The organism is Acidovorax sacchari (assembly GCF_042847045.1).
Taxonomy (GTDB): domain Bacteria; phylum Pseudomonadota; class Gammaproteobacteria; order Burkholderiales; family Burkholderiaceae_C; genus Paracidovorax; species Paracidovorax sacchari.
Map to the genome: position 1 here is coordinate 5,370,863 of NZ_AP035783.1, position 17,076 is coordinate 5,387,938.

Consider the following 17,076-nt stretch of genomic DNA (forward strand, 5'->3'; position numbering starts at 1 on the left):
TCCCATGGGGCTTTCTTCCCCTCTCTCCCTCAAGGGCCGCGCGCTGCGCCTGCTGGCGCAGCGCGAGCATTCACGCCCCGAGCTCGAGGCCAAGCTCGCCCGCCATGTGCAGGAAGGCGACGACCTGCGCGCGGTGCTGGACGAACTCCAGGCCAAGGATTTCATCAATGCCGGCCGCGTGGCCGAATCCGTGGTGCACCGCCGCGCTGCGCGGCTGGGCACGCAGCGCGTGGTGCAGGAGCTGCGCGCCAAGGGCCTGGACGACGCGCTCGTGCGTGAAACCGCCGAGCGCCTGCGCGGCAGCGAAGCGGCGCGCGCCCTCGCCGTCTGGCGTCAGCGTTTCGGCACGCCCCCGGAAACGCCCCAGGAACGGGCACGCCAGATGCGCTTCCTCGCGGCACGCGGCTTCCCGGGCGATGTGGTGCGGCGCGTGGTCGGCGGCCGCATGGAGGCCGACGACGACCTGCCGGAATGAAGAGGCCACCATGGCGGCCCGCCCGGCTCGCCGGTGGCAGGCAAAAAGGGCGCTACCCCAGCAGCCGCTCCGGGTTCGCGTCGATCTTGGCGAGCGCGTCGCGCGTCGCGCGCATCGTGAGGGCTTCCTCTTCCTGCGGCACCAGAAGGCCTGCCTGCAGGTAGGCGGCCATCCGCCGCAACTGCAGCAGGTAGCTGCTGCCGTCCGGCGCCGCGAAAAGATGCAGCTGCCGGCGCTCGCTGTGCCATGCGTACTGCACCTGCGCCGAGGCCCCGTTGTGGTCCAGCGTGAACCACGCCCCCAGCTGCAGTTCGCGCGCCCAGGCCACCATGGCCTCGTCCACGGGCGTGCCATTGTCCGCCGCCACGTGGATGGACGAAGCATCGATGCCCAGCATCATTTCCAGGTAGTCGGCATCGAGCGGCATGTCGCCCAGCGTGGCATCGCTCATGTAGTCTTCGAGGTGGTCCAGGCGCCGGGCCATCGCATCGATGTGCGCCTGCGGGATGGAAGCCGTCTTGGAGAGGAAGGCGTCGGCGAGCGTATCGGTGAGGATCTTGATGTGCACGTCCTGCGGCGCGCCGGTCACGCCCAGCAGCTCCAGGCCCTGCCGCAGCCGCTGCAGCAGGCCCGGCAGGCTCTGGATGACCTGGGCACGCTCCGCACGCTGGGGCTTGGCGCTGGCCGCCCACACGAGGTCGGTGGCCGCCCGCTTGAACGCGGCCGTGTCCGCATGCTGCGCGCCGCTGCGCACGGCCGACAGCGCCAGCACTTCGGCCCAGGTCTTGAACAGGAAGCTGCGGATCTCGTCGCGCACCGGCATGTCCTTGAGCAGGTTGCGCAGTTCGATGGTGTACTGGATCGCCATCGTCTCCTTCTGCTCCACCTGCTGCGCCACGCTCACGATGCGCGAGGTGGCCTGGGGCGCCGTGAGGAACCTGGAAATGAAGGCCTCGAACTCCGCGAGCACCAGCTGGAACACCCGCTGCCCCGTTTCCGGATACTGCTCGATCACCTGCACCACGCGCCGGATCTCGGCCTCCAGGGCGCTGCCCTGAATCGCCGCGGTGTCGAAACCCAGGACCACGCCGCCCATGCGGTCGATGAGCTGGCGGGCGGGGTGCGCCATGTCGCTGAAGAATTCAGGCTCGGCCAGGGCCACCCGCAGCACGGGAACCTGCAGCCGCGCGAACCACACGCGCACCGCGGGCGGGATGCGGTCTTCGCTCAGGATGCTCTGGAACATCAGCGCGACCACCTCGATGATGGCCTTCTCGCCTGGCGTTTCCGCCTTGGCCTTGAGCTCCGCGCTGCGCTCGCGCGCAGCACCTGCCACCTGCACCACCGCGGCAGGGCTGTGGTAGTCCAGGACCAGGGTGGCGATCTCGCTTTGGTAGAAGCTGTCGGCCATCAGCCGCTGTTCCGCGAGTGCCTGCTGCAGGGCGGCCGAGGCCGGTGCCGCCTGGGCGGGCGCCTCGCCCGCGGCGCCCGCCATGCGCCCGGCACCGGAGGGACTGAACGCCGCGATCGCCGGCTGCACGAGAATGCGGCGCAATTGCCCCATCACGCCCTGCGCGCGCTGGCGGGCCCGGACCAGGGGCGAGCCGTAGGCGGCGGCCTGCGTGCCGGCAAAACCCGAGGCCCCGCCCGGCATGGCCCCCATGGGCCGGGAAGGAGCGCGCAGCCCGCCAGGGGCGGATGGATCGGCGCCCTGCGGCATGGCGCCCATTCCCGAGGCCGGGGCCGGTCCCAGTCCCCCCTGCACCGTCGTGCCTCCTGTGCGGCGCACGCGCGAGCGCAGGTCGTCGTCCGGCCGCACGCCCTGCTCCTCGAAGAAGCGGACCAGGGCCTCGTATTGCGTGAGCACCAGGGCACCCAGGGCGCGCTGCAGCGGCTCGAGCAGGGCCTGCAGGTCCGCGCGCAGCAGGCCGCAGGCCACCCAGGGTTCCACCAGATGCAGGGCGAGGACTTCGGGGCGCAGGAGGTCCCGTTCGCCGGGCTCCTCGCCTTCGAGATGCTGCAGATGCCTGCGCACCGCGTCGAAGGCGGGGCCGGCGCGCTCCGCCACGGACAGGCCGATGCGGGACGCGAGGATCTTGTTTTCCACCACGTCGTCGCTCACCAGCTCGAGGCCTGCGAGCGAAAAGCCCCCGGACAGCGCGGCGCTGCGCGTGCTGGGAAGGGTGGCGAGCGCATCGCGCAGCGCTCGCGCAGCGCCGACGATCCATGCGCCATGGAACTGCTGGTAGCGCATCCACAGGTCGCGGCGCTCCTGCATCACGCGCTGCGTTGCCGTCAGCCCCATGAGGTGGGTGGTGAACTCCTGGAGCTCGGCGTCCAGGGCGGGGAGCCCCGCGCTCAGCCCCTCGATGAAACGCTGGCGCCCCAGGCGGGCCAGGCGCCTCGCATTCGACGGGAAGGTGGACGAAGTCTCCATACGCCGCGGATTATGAGCGCGCCATACGCCTGCCGGCATGCGGGAATCCGCAGAGATCCAACGAGCGATCCGCCCCGCGGAATTTCATTGGCGCAAATGCTAAACGGGCCGCTTCCGGCAGTCCGTCGAGGGTCGAAAAGCCGCGTGGAAGCTCAGACCGCCGCCCCGGCGTTGGGGTCGTTCGGGTCGCCTTCCTTGCGGGCCGGCGCCTTCACCAGGTCTTCGCGCTTGATGCCCAGCCACATGGCGATGGCAGCGGCGACGAACACCGAGGAGTAGATGCCGAACAGGATGCCGATGGTGAGCGCGAGCGCGAAGTAGTGCAGGCTCGGGCCGCCGAAGAAGAACATCGACAGCACCATCGCCTCCGTGGAGGCATGGGTGATGATCGTGCGGCTCATCGTGCTGGTGATGGCGTGGTCGATGACCTCGTGCGTGGTCATCTTGCGGTACTTGCGGAAGGCCTCGCGGATCCGGTCGAAGATCACCACGGATTCATTCACCGAGTAGCCCAGCACCGCGAGCACGCCGGCCAGCACGGCCAGCGAGAATTCCCACTGGAAGAAGGCGAAGAAGCCCAGGATGATGACCACGTCGTGCAGGTTGGCGATGATGGCCGCGACGCCGAACTTCCATTCGAAGCGGAACGCGAGGTACACCACGATGCCGACAACCACCATGGCGAGCGCCATGAGCCCGCCGTGCACGAGTTCCTCGCCCACCTGCGGACCGACGAATTCCGTGCGGCGCAGCGTGACGCCCGGGTCCTGCTCCTTGAGGGCCCCCATCACCTGCTCGCTCTGTTGCGCGGAGGTCGCGCCCTTCTGCACGGGCAGGCGGATCATCACGTCGCGCGAGGTGCCGAAGTTCTGCACGATCACGTCGGAATAGCCCAGCCGCGAGACGGCTTCCCGTACCTTGCCTGTGTCCGCCGCCTGCGTGTAGGCCACCTCCATCACGGTACCGCCCGTGAACTCCACCGACAGGTGCAGCCCGCGCGTGACGAGGAAGAAGACGGCCAGCGCGAAGGTGATGAAGGAAATCGCGTTGAAGACCAACGCGTGCTTCATGAAGGGGATGTCTTTTTTGATGCGGAAGAATTCCATGGCGTCTTCCTTCGGTCAGTTCGTCTTGGCGGGCGTGGAGGGCACCGCCGGGGTGTCGGTACCGGGCTTCCACACCTGGCCGATGGACACGCTCTTGAGCTTCTTCTTGCGGCCGTACCAGAGATTCACCAGGCCGCGCGAGAAGAACACGGCCGAGAACATGCTGGTCAGGATGCCCAGGCAGTGCACCACGGCGAAGCCGCGCACCGGGCCCGAGCCGAAGGCGAGCAGCGCCAGGCCGGCGATGAGCGTGGTCACGTTGGAGTCGAGGATGGTCGCCCAGGCGCGCTCGTAGCCCGCATGGATGGCCGCCTGGGGCACGACGCCCGCGCGCAGTTCCTCGCGGATGCGCTCGTTGATCAGCACGTTCGAGTCGATGGCGACGCCCAGCGCGAGCGCCATGGCGGCGATGCCGGGCAGTGTCAGCGTGGCCTGCAGCATGGACAGCACGGCGATCAGCATGAGCACGTTGACCGACAGCGCGATGGTGGAGAACACGCCGAACAGCGCGTAGTACACGCACATGAACACGGCGATGGCCACCATGCCCCAGACCACGCTGTGGATGCCGCGGCTGATGTTGTCGGCGCCGAGGCTCGGGCCGATGGTGAATTCCTCGATGATCTCCATCGGCGCGGCCAGCGAGCCGGCGCGCAGCAGCAGAGAGGTGTCGTTGGCCTCGGCCGTGGTCATGCGGCCGGAGATCTGCACGCGGCCGCCGCCGATCTCGGAGCGGATCACCGGGGCCGTCACGACCTCGCCCTTGCCCTTCTCGAAGAGCACGATGGCCATGCGCTTGCCGATGTTCTCGCGCGTGATGTCCTTGAAGATGCGCGCACCCTTGGCGTCGAGCGTCAGGTTGACGGTCGGCTCCTGGGTCTGGCCGTCGAAGCCGGGCTGCGCGTCGGTCAGGTTCTCGCCCGTCAGGATGACCTGCTTCTTGACGATGACGAACTGGCCGTTGCGGTCGGGGTAGCGCTCGCTGCCGAACGGCACCGGGCCGGAGCCCCGCTCGGCGCCGCGCGCCTCGGTGCTTTCGTCCACCATGCGCACCTCGAGCGTGGCGGTGCGGCCCAGGATGTCCTTGGCCTTGGCGGTGTCCTGCACGCCGGGCAGCTGCACGACGATGCGGTCCGTGCCCTGCTGCTGGATCACCGGCTCGGCCACGCCGAGCTCGTTGATCCGGTTGTGCAGCGTGGTCATGTTCTGCTTGAGCGCCTGGTCCTGCACCTTGCGCAGGGCTTCGGGCTTGATGGTCGCGCGCACGACCACGCCCTCGCCGTCGGGGCTGGAGGTGGCCACGAGGTCGGGGAACTGGTCGGAGATGAGGTTGCGCGTGGCCGTGGCGGCCGCCTCGTCGCGCAGGCGCACCTCGATGGTCTGGCCGTCGCGGCTGATGCCGCCGTGGCGGATGTTGCGGTCGCGCATGAAGGTGCGCAGGTCGCCCGCGAAGGACTCGGCCTTCTTGGTGAGCGCCGCCTGCATGTCCACCTGCAGCATGAAGTGCACGCCGCCGCGCAGGTCCAGCCCCAGATAGACGGGCTGCGCGTGCAGCGCCGTGAGCCATGCGGGCGAACGGGAGACGAGGTTCAGCGCGACGATGTACTGCGGATCGGCCGCGTCGGGCACCAGGGCCTTCTGGATCACGTCCTTGGCCTTGAGCTGGGTGTCGGGCGTGTCGAAGCGTGCGCGCACCGAATTGCCGTCGAAGCTCACCGCGTCGGGAGTGATGCCGGCGCCCTGCAGCGCCTCCTCGACGCGCCGCTGCAGCGAGGCATCGACCTTGACGGACGCCTTGGCCGAGGACACCTGCACCGCGGGCGCCTCGCCGAACACATTGGGCAGGGAATAGAGGATCCCCACGAGCAGCACGACCACGAGGATCGCGTACTTCCAGACCGGATAACGATTCATGATCGCGCTCTTATCTCAGTTAACCACGGCGTGCGCACCATCGGCGGCGCCTGAAATTGGCGCGGCGCAGGACAGCAGACGCCGCGCAAGGGCCGCTCCGCCGCTCAGGGGGTTGCGCCTCACTTCACCGTGCCTTTGGGCAGGACCTGCGCCACGGCGCTGCGCTGGATCTGCACTTCCACGCCCGAGGCGATCTCGATGTGCAGGAACCCTTCGGACAGGCGCGTGACCCGGCCCAGGATGCCGCCGGCCGTCGCCACCTCGTCGCCCTTGGCGATCGCGTCGATCATGGCGCGGTGCTCCTTCTGGCGCTTCATCTGGGGCCGGATCATGATGAAGTACAGCACCACGAACATCAGCACCAGCGGCAGCATGCTCGTGAGCGAGGACATCATGCCGCCGGCGGGCGCGGCGGCCGGGGCGGTCTGGGCGAAAGCGGAAGAGATAAACACGGCTACAGGCTCCGTTGAAAGGATGGTCGTCCGGCCCGGTCGCCGGGCCGATCGTGCACGCAGCGGCGCATGGGCGCCTGCCGCAGGGCAACAGGGGATTGTATGCGGCGCCTTTCTGCGGCCCGGTGGCATAACCCGTGGGCCGTTGGGTTATGCCCGGGTCGCTCCCCATAGATCGCGATATTAAATATTTTGGTTCTCGCGCATAATATTTCCATAGAAATCCCAAGGAGCATGCCATGGAACAAGCCATTGCCCTAGCTGACCCCGGCCAGGTGCTTGCCAAGGCCACGGCCCGTGCGAGCCGGCTCCTCGGGATGAACGGCGTCATGCTGGCCAAGGCGCTGGGCCTGAGCGAGCCCACGGTGTCGCGGATTCTCAAAGCGGAAAAGCCCATCGATCCGGCGAGCAAGGAAGGCGAACTGGCGTTACTGCTCGTGCGCGTCTACCGCTCCCTGGATGCCCTGGTCGGCACGGACGACGGCAAGCGGCAGGCATGGATGACGGGATTCAACAAGGCCCTGGGCGGTGTGCCGTTGCAGATGGTCCAGCGTGTGGACGGCCTGGTGGCGACCCTGTCGTATCTCGATGCCATGCGTGCGCCCACATGAGCGCATGGGATCCGCGGTGGTTCGACGAAAGCCTGCGGTTGCGCCAGCTTCTGGTATGGCGCGGGGTGGAGTCGCAATACGCAGCAGCGACGGTCAGGCTGGTCGACTCCCTGGACGAGCAGGACTTGCTGGAGCAGATGTTGGAGGCCAGCAAGCCCCCCATCGCGAAAGAACGGCATTACCTGCTGTTCACGCCCTTCCGGTACACGCCACCGCATCCTCACCGGTTTCGCCCGGCCCATGAGCACGGGCAGTGGTATGGCGCGAAGAATCAGGTGGCCGTCTGCGCCGAGATCGCCTACTGGCGCCACCGGTTTCTTCTGGACAGCACGGGCTTGCTGAACGAAGACCTGCTGACGGAACATACGCTGTTTCAGGCGCAGATGCGGGGACTTTCGATCGATCTGATGCAGGAGCCCTGGAACCGCCGCAGGGAGCGATGGACCCATGGCAGCGACTACACCGCCACCCAGGCCTTGGCCGCAGAGGCCCGGCACAGGGGCGTGCTATGGATCAAGTACGAGTCGGTGCGCGCCCCCCATGAAGCCTGCGCCGTTGCATTGGTCCAGGACGCATTGTTCGAACCCGCTCAGGGGATAGACGCGACGCGCCAGCGATGGATCTGCAAAGCGACCCGGAGCAAGGTGATGCTGATCGGCGATGCCGATCGCTTCGAGTGGGATTTCTGAATCCGCGCCTCGCCCTCAGGCGCTCTGCCGCAGCGCCGCCTCGGCAGGCCCCTGGCGCCAGCGCGCCATCAGGCCTTCCCATTGCGCGCGGGCCGTCTCCAGGTGCCGCTCCTTCACGTGGCCGTAGCCGCGGATCTGTTCGGGAATGCGTGCGATCTCCAAGGCCAGCGGCAGGTTCTCCGCCGTGAGCCCGGCCAGCAGTTCTTCGATGCAGGCGCGGTATTCCTGGATCAGCGCGCGCTCGGTGCGGCGCTCCCTGGTGCGGCCGAAGGGGTCGAGCGCCGTGCCGCGCAGGCCCTTCATCTTCGCCAGCACGCCGAAGGCCTTGTGCATCCACGGACCATAGGCCTTCTTCACCAGTTCGCCGCGCTCGTTCTTCTTCGCCGTGAGCGGCGGCGCCAGGTGGTGCACCACGCGGTAGTCGCCCTCGAACATGCCGGCGATCTTCCCGGTGAAGGCACCGTCGGTGTGCAGGCGGGCCACCTCGTATTCATCCTTGTAGGCCATGAGCTTGAAGAGGTAGCGCGCCACGGCCTCGGTGAGGCGGGTGGTGGATCCGAAGCGAGCCTCGGCTTCCTGCACTTTCTGCACGAAGGCCCGGTAGGTGGCCGCGTAGGCCGCGTTCTGGTAGCCCGTGAGGAATTCCTCGCGGCGCGCGATGATCTCGGCGAGCGCGGGCTTCTTCGCGAAATGGATGACCTGCGCCGTCTGGAACAGCCCGCGTACCGCGGCCAGGTCGTGCGCGCAGCGGCGGCCCCATTCGAAGGCAGCCTTGTTGTTGTCGACCTGCACGCCGTTGAGTTCCATGGCGCGCATCAGCGCGGCGCGGGACAGCGGCACGCGGCCCTTCTGCCACGCGTAGCCCAGCATCAGGGGGTTGGTGTAGATGCTGTCGCCCAGCAACTGCACCGCCACCTCTTCGGCATCGAAACTGCCCAGCAGTTCCTCGCCCACGGCCGAGGCGATGGCCGTGTCGCAATGCTGGCCCGGGAACTGCCAGTCGGGGTTGTTCACGAAGGACGCCGTCGGCGAGCCATGGTTGTTCAGCGCCACGAAGGTGCGGCCCGGCTGCATGGCGGCCATGGTGGTCTTGAGCGAGGCGACGATGGAGTCGCAGCCGATGATGAGGTCGGCCTTGGCGGTATCGACCTTGGTCGTGTAGATGGCCTCGGGGCGGTTGGCGATCTGCACGTGGCTCCACGTGGCACCGCCCTTCTGGGCCAGGCCGGCGGCGTCCTGGGTGATGACGCCCTTGCCTTCCAGGTGGGCGGCCATGCCCAGCAGCGAGCCGATGGTGATCACGCCCGTGCCGCCCACGCCGGCGACCACGATGCCCCAGGCGGATTCGGCCGCGGGCAGCACCGGCTCGGGCAGCGGCGGCAGCGCCGACAGGTCGCCCTTCTTCTCCTTCTTCGGCTTCCTGAGCGTGCCGCCCTCGACGGTCACGAAGCTCGGGCAGAAGCCCTTCAGGCAGGAATAGTCCTTGTTGCAGGTGCTCTGGTTGATGCGGCGCTTGCGGCCGAACTCGGTTTCCAGCGGCTCGACCGAGAGGCAGTTGGATTGCACGGAGCAATCCCCGCAGCCCTCGCAGACCAGTTCGTTGATGACCACGGTCTTGTCAGGCGTGGCGAGCGTGCCGCGCTTCCTGCGGCGGCGCTTCTCCGTGGCGCAGGTCTGGTCGTAGATGATGGCCGTGCAGCCAGGGACTTCGCGGAACTCGCGCTGGATGCGGTCCAGCTCGTCGCGGTGGTGCACCGTCACGCCCTCGGCGAGTGGCACGCCCTCGTACTTGGCGGGCTCGTCCGTCACGATGACCAGTTTGGCCACGCCCTCGGCCTTCAGGCTGTTCATGATCTGCAGCACCGAGTGGCCCTCGGGCCGCTCGCCCACCTGCTGGCCGCCGGTCATGGCCACGGCGTCGTTGTAGAGCACCTTGTAGGTGATGTTGGTGCCGGCCGCGATGCTCTGCCGGATCGCGAGCAGGCCGCTGTGGAAGTACGTGCCGTCGCCCAGGTTGGCGAAGACGTGCTTGTCCAGCGAGAACGGCTGCTGCCCCACCCAGGTCACGCCCTCGCCGCCCATCTGGGTGAAGGTGGAGGTATTGCGGCCCGGCATCCAGTTCACCATGTAGTGGCAGCCGATGCCGGCCACGGCGCGCGAGCCCTCGGGCACGCGGGTGCTGGTGTTGTGCGGGCAGCCGCTGCAGAACCACGGCGTGCGGTCGCCCGTGTCGGCCGTGGTCTCGGCGAGCGAGCGCTCGCGCGCATCGATCACCGTGAGGCGCGCGTCCATGCGCGCCACCACGTCGTCAGGCACGCCGAGCTTCTTCAGCCGCCTGGCGATGGCGCGCGCGATGATGGCGGGTGTCAGGTCGGCCTTGGGGCGCAGCAGCCAGTTCTGGCTCGGGTTGGCCATGCTCCATTCGCCGCCGGAGTTGTCTCCCTCCACCTCGTCGAACTTGCCCAGCACATTGGGACGCACGTCGGCGCGCCAGTTGTAGAGCTCTTCCTTGAGCTGGTATTCGATGACTTGGCGCTTCTCCTCCACCACCAGGATCTCCTGCAGGCCCTGGGCGAAATCGCGCGTGATGGTCGCCTCCAGCGGCCAGACCACGTTGACCTTGTGCACGCGGATGCCGAGTTGCCGGCAGGTGTCATCATGAAGGCCCAGGTCGATCAGGGCCTGGCGGGTGTCGTTGTAGGCCTTGCCGCTGGCGATGATGCCGAAGCGGTCCTGCGGTCCTTCGATGACGTTGTAGTTGAGCCGGTTGGCGCGGATGTACGCCAGGGCCGCATACCACTTGTAGTCCATGAGGCGCGCTTCCTGCTCCAGCGGGGCATCGGGCCAGCGGATGTGCAGGCCGCCGGGGGGCATCGCGAAATCCTCGGGCAGCACGATGTTCACGCGGTCCGGATCGACCGAGATGCTGCTGGACGACTCGACCACTTCCTGGATGGTCTTCATGCCCGACCACACGCCCGAGAAGCGGCTCATGGCGAAGGCATGCAGGCCCATGTCCAGGATCTCCTGCACGCTGCTGGGGAAGAACACCGGCAGCCCGCAGGCCTTGAAGATATGGTCGCTCTGGTGCGGCGCGGTGCTGCTCTTGCTGATGTGGTCGTCGCCCGCGATGGCGATCACGCCGCCGTGCTTCGCCGTGCCGGCCATGTTGGCGTGCTTGAACACGTCGGAGCAACGGTCCACCCCCGGGCCCTTGCCGTACCAGATGCCGAAGACGCCGTCGTACTTCTTCTTGTCGGGATAGAGGTCCAGTTGCTGCGTACCCCAGACGGCGGTGGCGCCGAGCTCTTCGTTCACGCCGGGCTGGAAGACGATGTGGTTCTGCGCCAGGTGCTTCCGGGCCGCCCAGAGCGCCTGGTCGTAGCCGCCCAGGGGAGAGCCCCGGTAGCCGCTGATGAAGCCGGCGGTGTTGAGCCCGGCCATGGCGTCACGCTGGCGCTGCAGCATGGGCAGGCGCACGAGGGCCTGGACGCCGCTCATGAAGGCCCGGCCCTCCGGCAGCGTGTATTTGTCGTCGAGCGTGACCGTTTCCAGCGCGCGGCGGATGTGCTCGGGCAGCGGTGCGTTCATGAATGTCTCTCCATCATCGTCGGGGATGCCGCGGCCTCGTGGGCGCGGGCAGGGCGGCGCGCCCGGTGGGGCGGGCTTTGCATGCCAGTGTAGGCAGGACCGCTGGATATGTCCTTTCGTTTTCGTGCCGTGTTTACCCTCGTTTCAGAAAGATCCTTTCTGAAAACAATAAAGGAATGGAAGAACTCGACAAATTCGACATCGCCATCCTCGCGGAACTGCAGGCCGATGCGCGGCTGACGAACGCCGAACTGGCGCAGCGCGTGGGCCTTTCGGCCGCCCCGTGCTGGCGGCGCGTGCGGGCCCTGGAAGAGGCGGGGTTCATCAAGGGCTACCACGCGGAGATCGACCGGCACCGGATAGGCCTGGGCGTGCTGGCCTTCGTGCGGCTGGACGCCGACCGCAGCACCGGCGGCCTCACACGCGAGATGGAAGAGGCCATCGCCAAGATTCCCGAAGTGGTGGCCTGCCACTACATCAGCGGCACCGGCACCTTCGAGCTGCAGGTGGTGGCACGCGACCTGGAGAGCTTTTCGCAGTTCGCACGCGGCGTGCTGCTGAACCTGCCCAACGTGAAGGACATGCATACGAGCTTTTCGCTGGGGGAGGTGAAAGCGGGAGGGGCGTTGCCGCTGGCACATTTGCGGCGATGACGGTGATTCGAATAATTGCCGCAAGCTATGCAACCTTTCTGGAAAGTCCTCTGGACAGCATGCAGTGCGGCCTGCGTAACCGCCAGCGCTACCGGCCACGCTATCGCAGCGCAAAACCTCGGAACTTCTCTCTGTCGTTCGGGAGAAGAACCTGTTTTCGCATGCACCATCAAGCATCAGCGAGCGGTTGCCGTCTGTGCCTCCCAACAGCCGGGCGGCCCGGAGGGTTATTTGCAGTACCGCTTCGGCAAGCCCGGGAACGTGGAAATCAACGTTCCCGAAAAGGTGGACAGCGGCGAGTGGCGAGAGCGGTTCAAAGCCAGGCGGCTCTGGTATCCGGCAGGCGGAGGCAACTATCTGCGCGCCCATCGAGGCGCCTACTCCTATGTGGTCTTCAGTGCCTTCGGCCGCTGGGGCGAAAAAGACGGAGTGATGGTATGGAAGGACGGCGCCATGGTGGCGCACCATGCGTGCGCAGGAGCGGCGCTGTCGAGGCTGGGACCGGATCTGCCATCCCGGTTGGGGATCGCAGAAGACCCCGAGGAACTCGTATTGCCGTGACGGGCTCGCTGGTCCGGCATTGCCAGGCCAGCCTGTGGTCAAAGCGCCGATCTGCTTGCTTTCTATGCCTTCCATCCCGCGCATGTCCAGGAGCGCAGGCGGGAAGAATGCGCCGCCCATGGCGCATTGGCGTTATCTCCCGCAGAATCGGAAGGACATGCCGCCCCAGACGCCCCACGACAGTTCCTTCTCCGCGCCCCCTCCACCCGGCCGCCTGATCGAAGACCCGGCCGCCACGCCTGCCGCCCGCACAGCCGCCACCGCCGAGGCTGCAGCCGCCGCGCAGCTCGGCCAGGATGCCGCGCGGCGTGCCGAGCTCTCTGCCCTCGCCCCGCTCGGGGTGCCGGTGTTCCGCATGCTGTGGCTCACCTGGCTCGCGGCGAATACCTGCATGTGGATGAACGACGTCGCGGCCGCGTGGCTGATGACCACGCTCACCACCTCGCCCGTGCTGGTGGCGCTGGTGCAGACGGCCTCCACGCTGCCCGTCTTCCTGCTGGGGCTGCCCAGCGGCGCGCTGGCGGACATCCTGGACCGGCGGCGCTATTTCATCGCCACGCAGTTCTGGGTGGCCGCGGTGGCGCTGGTGCTGTGCCTGGCGATCCTCGCGGGCGGCATGACGGCGCCGCTGCTGCTGGGCCTGACCTTCGCAAACGGCATCGGCCTGGCCATGCGGTGGCCGGTGTTCGCGGCCATCGTGCCGGAACTGGTCAGCCGCGCGCAGCTGCCCGCGGCACTCGCGCTCAACGGCGTGGCGATGAACGCCTCGCGCATCGTCGGCCCGCTGCTGGCCGGCGCGATCATCGCGAGCGCGGGCAGCGCCTGGGTATTCGTGCTCAATGCCGTGCTGTCGGTGATCGCGGGGTTCACGATCATGCGCTGGAAGCGCACGCATGTGCCCAATCCGCTGGGGCGCGAGCGGCTCGGCAGTGCAATGCGCGTGGGCGTGCAGTTCGTGCGGGAGTCGCCGCGCATGCGCGCCGTGCTCTGGCGCATCTCGATCTTCTTCCTGCACGCCACGGCCTTGCTCGCGCTGCTGCCGCTGGTGGCGCGCGATCTGGAGGGTGGCGGCGCGGGCACCTTCACGCTGCTGCTGGCCTCGATGGGCGCCGGGGCCATCATGGCGGCGATGTTCCTTCCGCGGTTGCGCCAGGCCATGCCGCGCGACACGCTCGTGGGCCGCGGAGCGCTGCTGCAGGCGCTCGCCACGTCGGTGGTCGCGATCGCGCCGAACGTCTATGTGGCCGTGCCGGCGATGATCGTGGGCGGCATGGCCTGGATCACCACGGCGAATTCGCTGAGCGTGTCGGCGCAGCTGGCGCTGCCGAACTGGGTGCGCGCGCGAGGCATGTCGATCTACCAGATGGCGATCATGGGCGCCACGGCGGCCGGCGCGGCCTTCTGGGGGCAGGTGGCGTCCGTCACCAGCGTGCATGTGAGCCTGGCGCTCGCCGCGCTCACCGGCACCGCGGCCATGGCCCTGGTGCAGCGCACCGTGGCGGACCGCTCGATGGAGGAGGACCTCAGCCCCTCGCGCGCCTTCAAGGTGCCCACCGCCCCCACGACACCCGAGCAGGGCCACGTGGTGGTGACCATCGAATACGTGATCGACCCGGCCCGGGCCGCGGAATTCCGCGACACCATGCAGGAGAGCCGCCGCAGCCGCCTGCGCCAGGGCGCGCTCGACTGGCAGCTGCAGCACGACATCGCCGATCCCGCCCGGTATGTGGAGCGCATCGTGGACGAGTCCTGGACGGAACACCTGCGGCGCTTCGATCGCGTCACTGCCTCGGATGTGGCGCTGCGCGACCGCAAGCTGGCATTCCACGTGGCCGATGCGCCTCCGGTGGTGACTCGCTACCTGGTCGAGCTGGAGCGCTGAAGCGGCCGCAGTCCGAACCAACCCCCTTCGGCATCGAACAGCACGTCGTACTGCTGCAGCAGGTTCATGCCGGTGTTCACGAAGGCGGGACGCCCGAACGATGCAGGAGCGCCCCGGGCCACGGTGCTGCCGGCCGCGCAGGCGGAGCCCGCAGCGCCGGAGGGCGGCCGGTTCACGAGCACGGCACGGGGCGCGCCGGCCCCTCCCGCGTTGAACGCATACCGGGCCACCGGCGCCTGCGCATCCGGGAACAGCACCTGCACCGGCGTGCCCTCCTTCAGGCCGTTGCTGGTGTGGCCCGGACGGCTGGGGTTCGGGATCTGCTGCGTCGGCAGCGACGCCGGGTCGGACACCGTGAGGTACATCTGCGCAATGCCGGTGTCCACGAGCACCGATCCCGCCTCGGGCGCCCGGCCGGCCACGGACACGGCCATGGACGCCTGCTGCCAGTCGCGCGGGTCGCTGGATGCCGGCTGCCCGTTGGCCAGCAGGCTTCCCGGCTGCAGCCTGGTGGCCCCGAAGCCCGCGGCATTGGCCGGCGTGAGTCCGGCATGCACGCCGGACTTCGTCACGATGTAGCCGGCATGCACTTCGCCTTCGCGCACGGGCCGGCCGTCGATGGCGACGAGGTTGAGCAATGGGTTCTTGTCCGGCGTGCCCTGCGGCTGGCCATCGTGCTCGCGCCCGAACCCCACGCCCATGTACACGATCCCCTTGGGGCGGACCATGGTCTTCGTGGGCTGCTCGCAGACCGGCTGGTTGGCTTTCTCGTCCCAGCAGGGGCAGATCATTTCCTTCTGGACTGCCAGGACGGGGACGCGCGCCACGACCTCCCCCTCCGCGGCGCGGAACACGAGGTCGCGCACGACCCATCGCCCCACCCACAGCCGCTTGCTGCTCGACAGGAACTCCCAGCCCTCCGGGCCCGCTTCATCGTCGGAATAGCCGGGAAGATCGGCCGCGGAGATCACCACCCCGGTGGAGCCCGTGTCCATCGTGACGGCGAAGCTCCGGGCGGCGGGTTGCGGGCTGCCAGGCGGAGTGCGTACCTCGAACTGCAGTTTCGGTGGCCGCGACGCTTCACCCAGCGGGGCGACGAAGGGGATGAAGCGCCCGGTGGTGTCCGGACGGAGCACGGGCCCCGTGGCGGCTGCGGCGCTGGACGGGTCCTGGGCCCAGGCGGCGCTGCAGGCGAGCAGCGCGGCCATGTGGAGGAACGCTGTGCGGATCGGTGTCATCGGTTCTCCTTCCCTGTGGTGTTTTGGAAGGGGCAGGCTACACGATGTGGTTCGAGCATGACGCCGCGCCGCCCGCCGCGTTGCGTCCCGGCGTCACATGCCCGCGGTCAGTTCCTCGGCCATAGCGCCCACAGCCGGAGCCCCTGCTTGAGCCGCCCCGCCAGGTCGCCTGCCTCCTGGCCCCAGCCAGCGAAGTAGTCGGCCCGCACGGCGCCCAGGATGGCCGAGCCGGTGTCCTGCGCCAGCACCAGGCGCTGCAGCTGCGCGGTGGGGCCGGCAGAGGCCAGCCAGACGGGGGTGCCGTAGGGGATGCTCTGCCGGTCCACGGCGATGGAGCGGCCCGGGGTGAGCGGCACGCCCTGCGCACCGCGGGGGCCGAAAGCGGCGTCCAGCGGCGAAAGCGGCTCCTCGCGGAAGAACACGTAGCGCGGGTTGGCCCAGAGCATCTCCGGCACGCGCTGCGGGTTCTGCAGCGTCCACGCGCGGATGCCGGGCCAGGTCGCGTCGCGCACCAGCCCCTGGTCGAGCAGCCAGCGGCCCACGCTCTGGTAGGGCTGGTCGTTGGTGCCCGCGAAGGCCACGCGCACGAGGCGCACGGATCCATCGGGCTCCTGGATGCGCAGGCGGCCCGAGCCCTGGATGTGAACCACCAGCGCCTCGACCGGGTCGCGCACCCAGGCGATGGCACGGCCCGCCAGGGCGGCCTGGGCCTCGGGCAGGGTGTCGATCTGCTGGCGTGTATACCAGGGCTTGCGCTGGCCGTAGCCTGCCGGCAGGCCGTACAGCGGCACGGTGAACCCGTTGCCCGGCGTGCGGCTGGCGTCGAGGTAGGGCTCGTAATAGCTGGTGAGCATGCCGTCCGGATTGCCGTCCAGCGACTCGATGCGGTAGGGCTGCAGGCGCGACACCATCCATTCGCGCTGTTCCTCCGGCGTGGCGATGGAGAGGCGGCGGATCTCCGGGCACAGCGGCGCGAAGGCCGGCAGCGGCCGCTCGCAGCTGCGCAGCCAGGCGTTCCAGGCCTCGTAGAGCGCGTCGGTGGAGAACCCGGGCAACTCGGACCAGTGCACCGGGATCCAGCGGCTCTTGGGCTGCGCCATCGGAGGGGGCAGCGGCCCGCCCGGCTCCGGCGGCAGCGGTACGCCAGGGCCCGGAGGCAGGGTGATGAGCGGGCCGGAAGGCGTGGTGGCCGGCGGCAGAACGGGCGGCGGTGTGGAGCAGGCGGCCAGCGTTCCTACAATCAGCGCCGTTGTCACCAGGCGCAGGAGACGGAGATTCATGGGGCTGATTTTGCTTGAAGCATTGCTGGCGCTCGCCGTGCTCGTCGCCATTGTGTGGTGGACCATGTTCGCGGGTCGCCGCCGGGGCGAGCTGCCTCCGCCGGACAGCCGGCCGCCAGGCGACGAAAAGTAGGACGGCGCCTGCAAGGGCAGGCGGCCTCCGCCGGGTCACGGACGGGTTCGGGCA

General features: G+C 68.6%; 14 protein-coding genes. 7 read left to right on the top strand and 7 right to left on the bottom strand.

The window, feature by feature from the left end; genetic code table 11:
• Positions 1–4: 4 nt before the first annotated feature.
• Entirely contained in the window at positions 5–475 is a 471-nt protein-coding gene (gene recX / locus ACGHC0_RS23865) for a recombination regulator RecX (RefSeq protein WP_415266964.1), read from the top strand.
• Positions 476–527: 52 nt separating this feature from the next.
• On the opposite strand, the gene ACGHC0_RS23870 is transcribed toward recX, so the two are convergent.
• From ACGHC0_RS23870 to yajC, 4 genes are all read right to left on the bottom strand, one after another.
• Positions 528–2,912, bottom strand: coding sequence for a DUF1631 family protein (locus ACGHC0_RS23870; protein ID WP_415266965.1), 2,385 nt, complete (start codon positions 2,910–2,912; stop codon positions 528–530).
• A gap of 152 nt (positions 2,913–3,064) precedes the next feature.
• Positions 3,065–4,018, bottom strand: a complete 954-nt coding sequence (secF, locus tag ACGHC0_RS23875; protein ID WP_092832994.1) for a protein translocase subunit SecF — start codon at positions 4,016–4,018, stop codon at positions 3,065–3,067.
• A gap of 15 nt (positions 4,019–4,033) precedes the next feature.
• Positions 4,034–5,932: a protein translocase subunit SecD gene (secD, locus tag ACGHC0_RS23880; protein ID WP_415266966.1), complete on the bottom strand. Its 1,899-nt coding sequence runs from the start codon at positions 5,930–5,932 to the stop codon at positions 4,034–4,036.
• Positions 5,933–6,051: 119 nt separating this feature from the next.
• Positions 6,052–6,384: a preprotein translocase subunit YajC gene (gene yajC, locus ACGHC0_RS23885; protein WP_368353280.1), complete on the bottom strand. Its 333-nt coding sequence runs from the start codon at positions 6,382–6,384 to the stop codon at positions 6,052–6,054.
• A 239-nt stretch (positions 6,385–6,623) separates the two neighbouring features.
• Between yajC and ACGHC0_RS23890 the strand changes: the two genes are divergently transcribed.
• On the top strand, positions 6,624–6,995 hold the full coding sequence (locus ACGHC0_RS23890) for an MbcA/ParS/Xre antitoxin family protein (RefSeq protein ID WP_368353281.1): 372 nt from the start codon (positions 6,624–6,626) through the stop codon (positions 6,993–6,995).
• Positions 6,992–7,684 (top strand): RES family NAD+ phosphorylase, encoded by a 693-nt coding sequence (locus tag ACGHC0_RS23895; protein ID WP_368353282.1) that lies wholly within the window; start codon positions 6,992–6,994, stop codon positions 7,682–7,684. The genes ACGHC0_RS23890 and ACGHC0_RS23895 overlap by 4 nt, the downstream gene beginning before the upstream one ends.
• Positions 7,685–7,699: 15 nt before the next feature.
• Here ACGHC0_RS23895 and ACGHC0_RS23900 read toward each other — a convergent pair whose 3' ends face one another.
• Positions 7,700–11,275 carry an indolepyruvate ferredoxin oxidoreductase family protein gene (locus ACGHC0_RS23900; RefSeq protein WP_368353283.1) on the bottom strand — a complete coding sequence of 1,192 codons (3,576 nt, stop codon included), beginning with the start codon at positions 11,273–11,275 and terminating at the stop codon, positions 7,700–7,702.
• A gap of 176 nt (positions 11,276–11,451) precedes the next feature.
• Here ACGHC0_RS23900 and ACGHC0_RS23905 point away from each other — a divergent pair, with 176 nt between their 5' ends.
• The 3 genes from ACGHC0_RS23905 to ACGHC0_RS23915 all read left to right on the top strand — a co-directional run bounded on the left by ACGHC0_RS23905 (position 11,452) and on the right by ACGHC0_RS23915 (position 14,371).
• Entirely contained in the window at positions 11,452–11,928 is a 477-nt protein-coding gene (locus ACGHC0_RS23905) for an Lrp/AsnC family transcriptional regulator (RefSeq protein WP_013596925.1), read from the top strand.
• Between the two features lie 231 nt (positions 11,929–12,159).
• On the top strand, positions 12,160–12,489 hold the full coding sequence (locus tag ACGHC0_RS23910) for a hypothetical protein (protein WP_368353284.1): 330 nt from the start codon (positions 12,160–12,162) through the stop codon (positions 12,487–12,489).
• Positions 12,490–12,646: 157 nt separating this feature from the next.
• Positions 12,647–14,371, top strand: coding sequence for an MFS transporter (locus tag ACGHC0_RS23915; RefSeq protein WP_415266967.1), 1,725 nt, complete (start codon positions 12,647–12,649; stop codon positions 14,369–14,371).
• On the opposite strand, the gene ACGHC0_RS23920 is transcribed toward ACGHC0_RS23915, so the two are convergent.
• Positions 14,347–15,609, bottom strand: coding sequence for a hypothetical protein (locus ACGHC0_RS23920; RefSeq protein ID WP_415266968.1), 1,263 nt, complete (start codon positions 15,607–15,609; stop codon positions 14,347–14,349). The two genes, ACGHC0_RS23915 and ACGHC0_RS23920, sit on opposite strands and share 25 nt — an antisense overlap.
• A gap of 107 nt (positions 15,610–15,716) precedes the next feature.
• Complete coding sequence (locus ACGHC0_RS23925; RefSeq protein ID WP_368353287.1) at positions 15,717–16,889, bottom strand: murein transglycosylase A; 1,173 nt, start codon at positions 16,887–16,889, stop codon at positions 15,717–15,719.
• Here ACGHC0_RS23925 and ACGHC0_RS23930 point away from each other — a divergent pair.
• Positions 16,888–17,022, top strand: a complete 135-nt coding sequence (locus tag ACGHC0_RS23930; RefSeq protein WP_368353288.1) for a hypothetical protein — start codon at positions 16,888–16,890, stop codon at positions 17,020–17,022. The genes ACGHC0_RS23925 and ACGHC0_RS23930 overlap by 2 nt on opposite strands.
• Positions 17,023–17,076 lie beyond the last annotated feature (54 nt).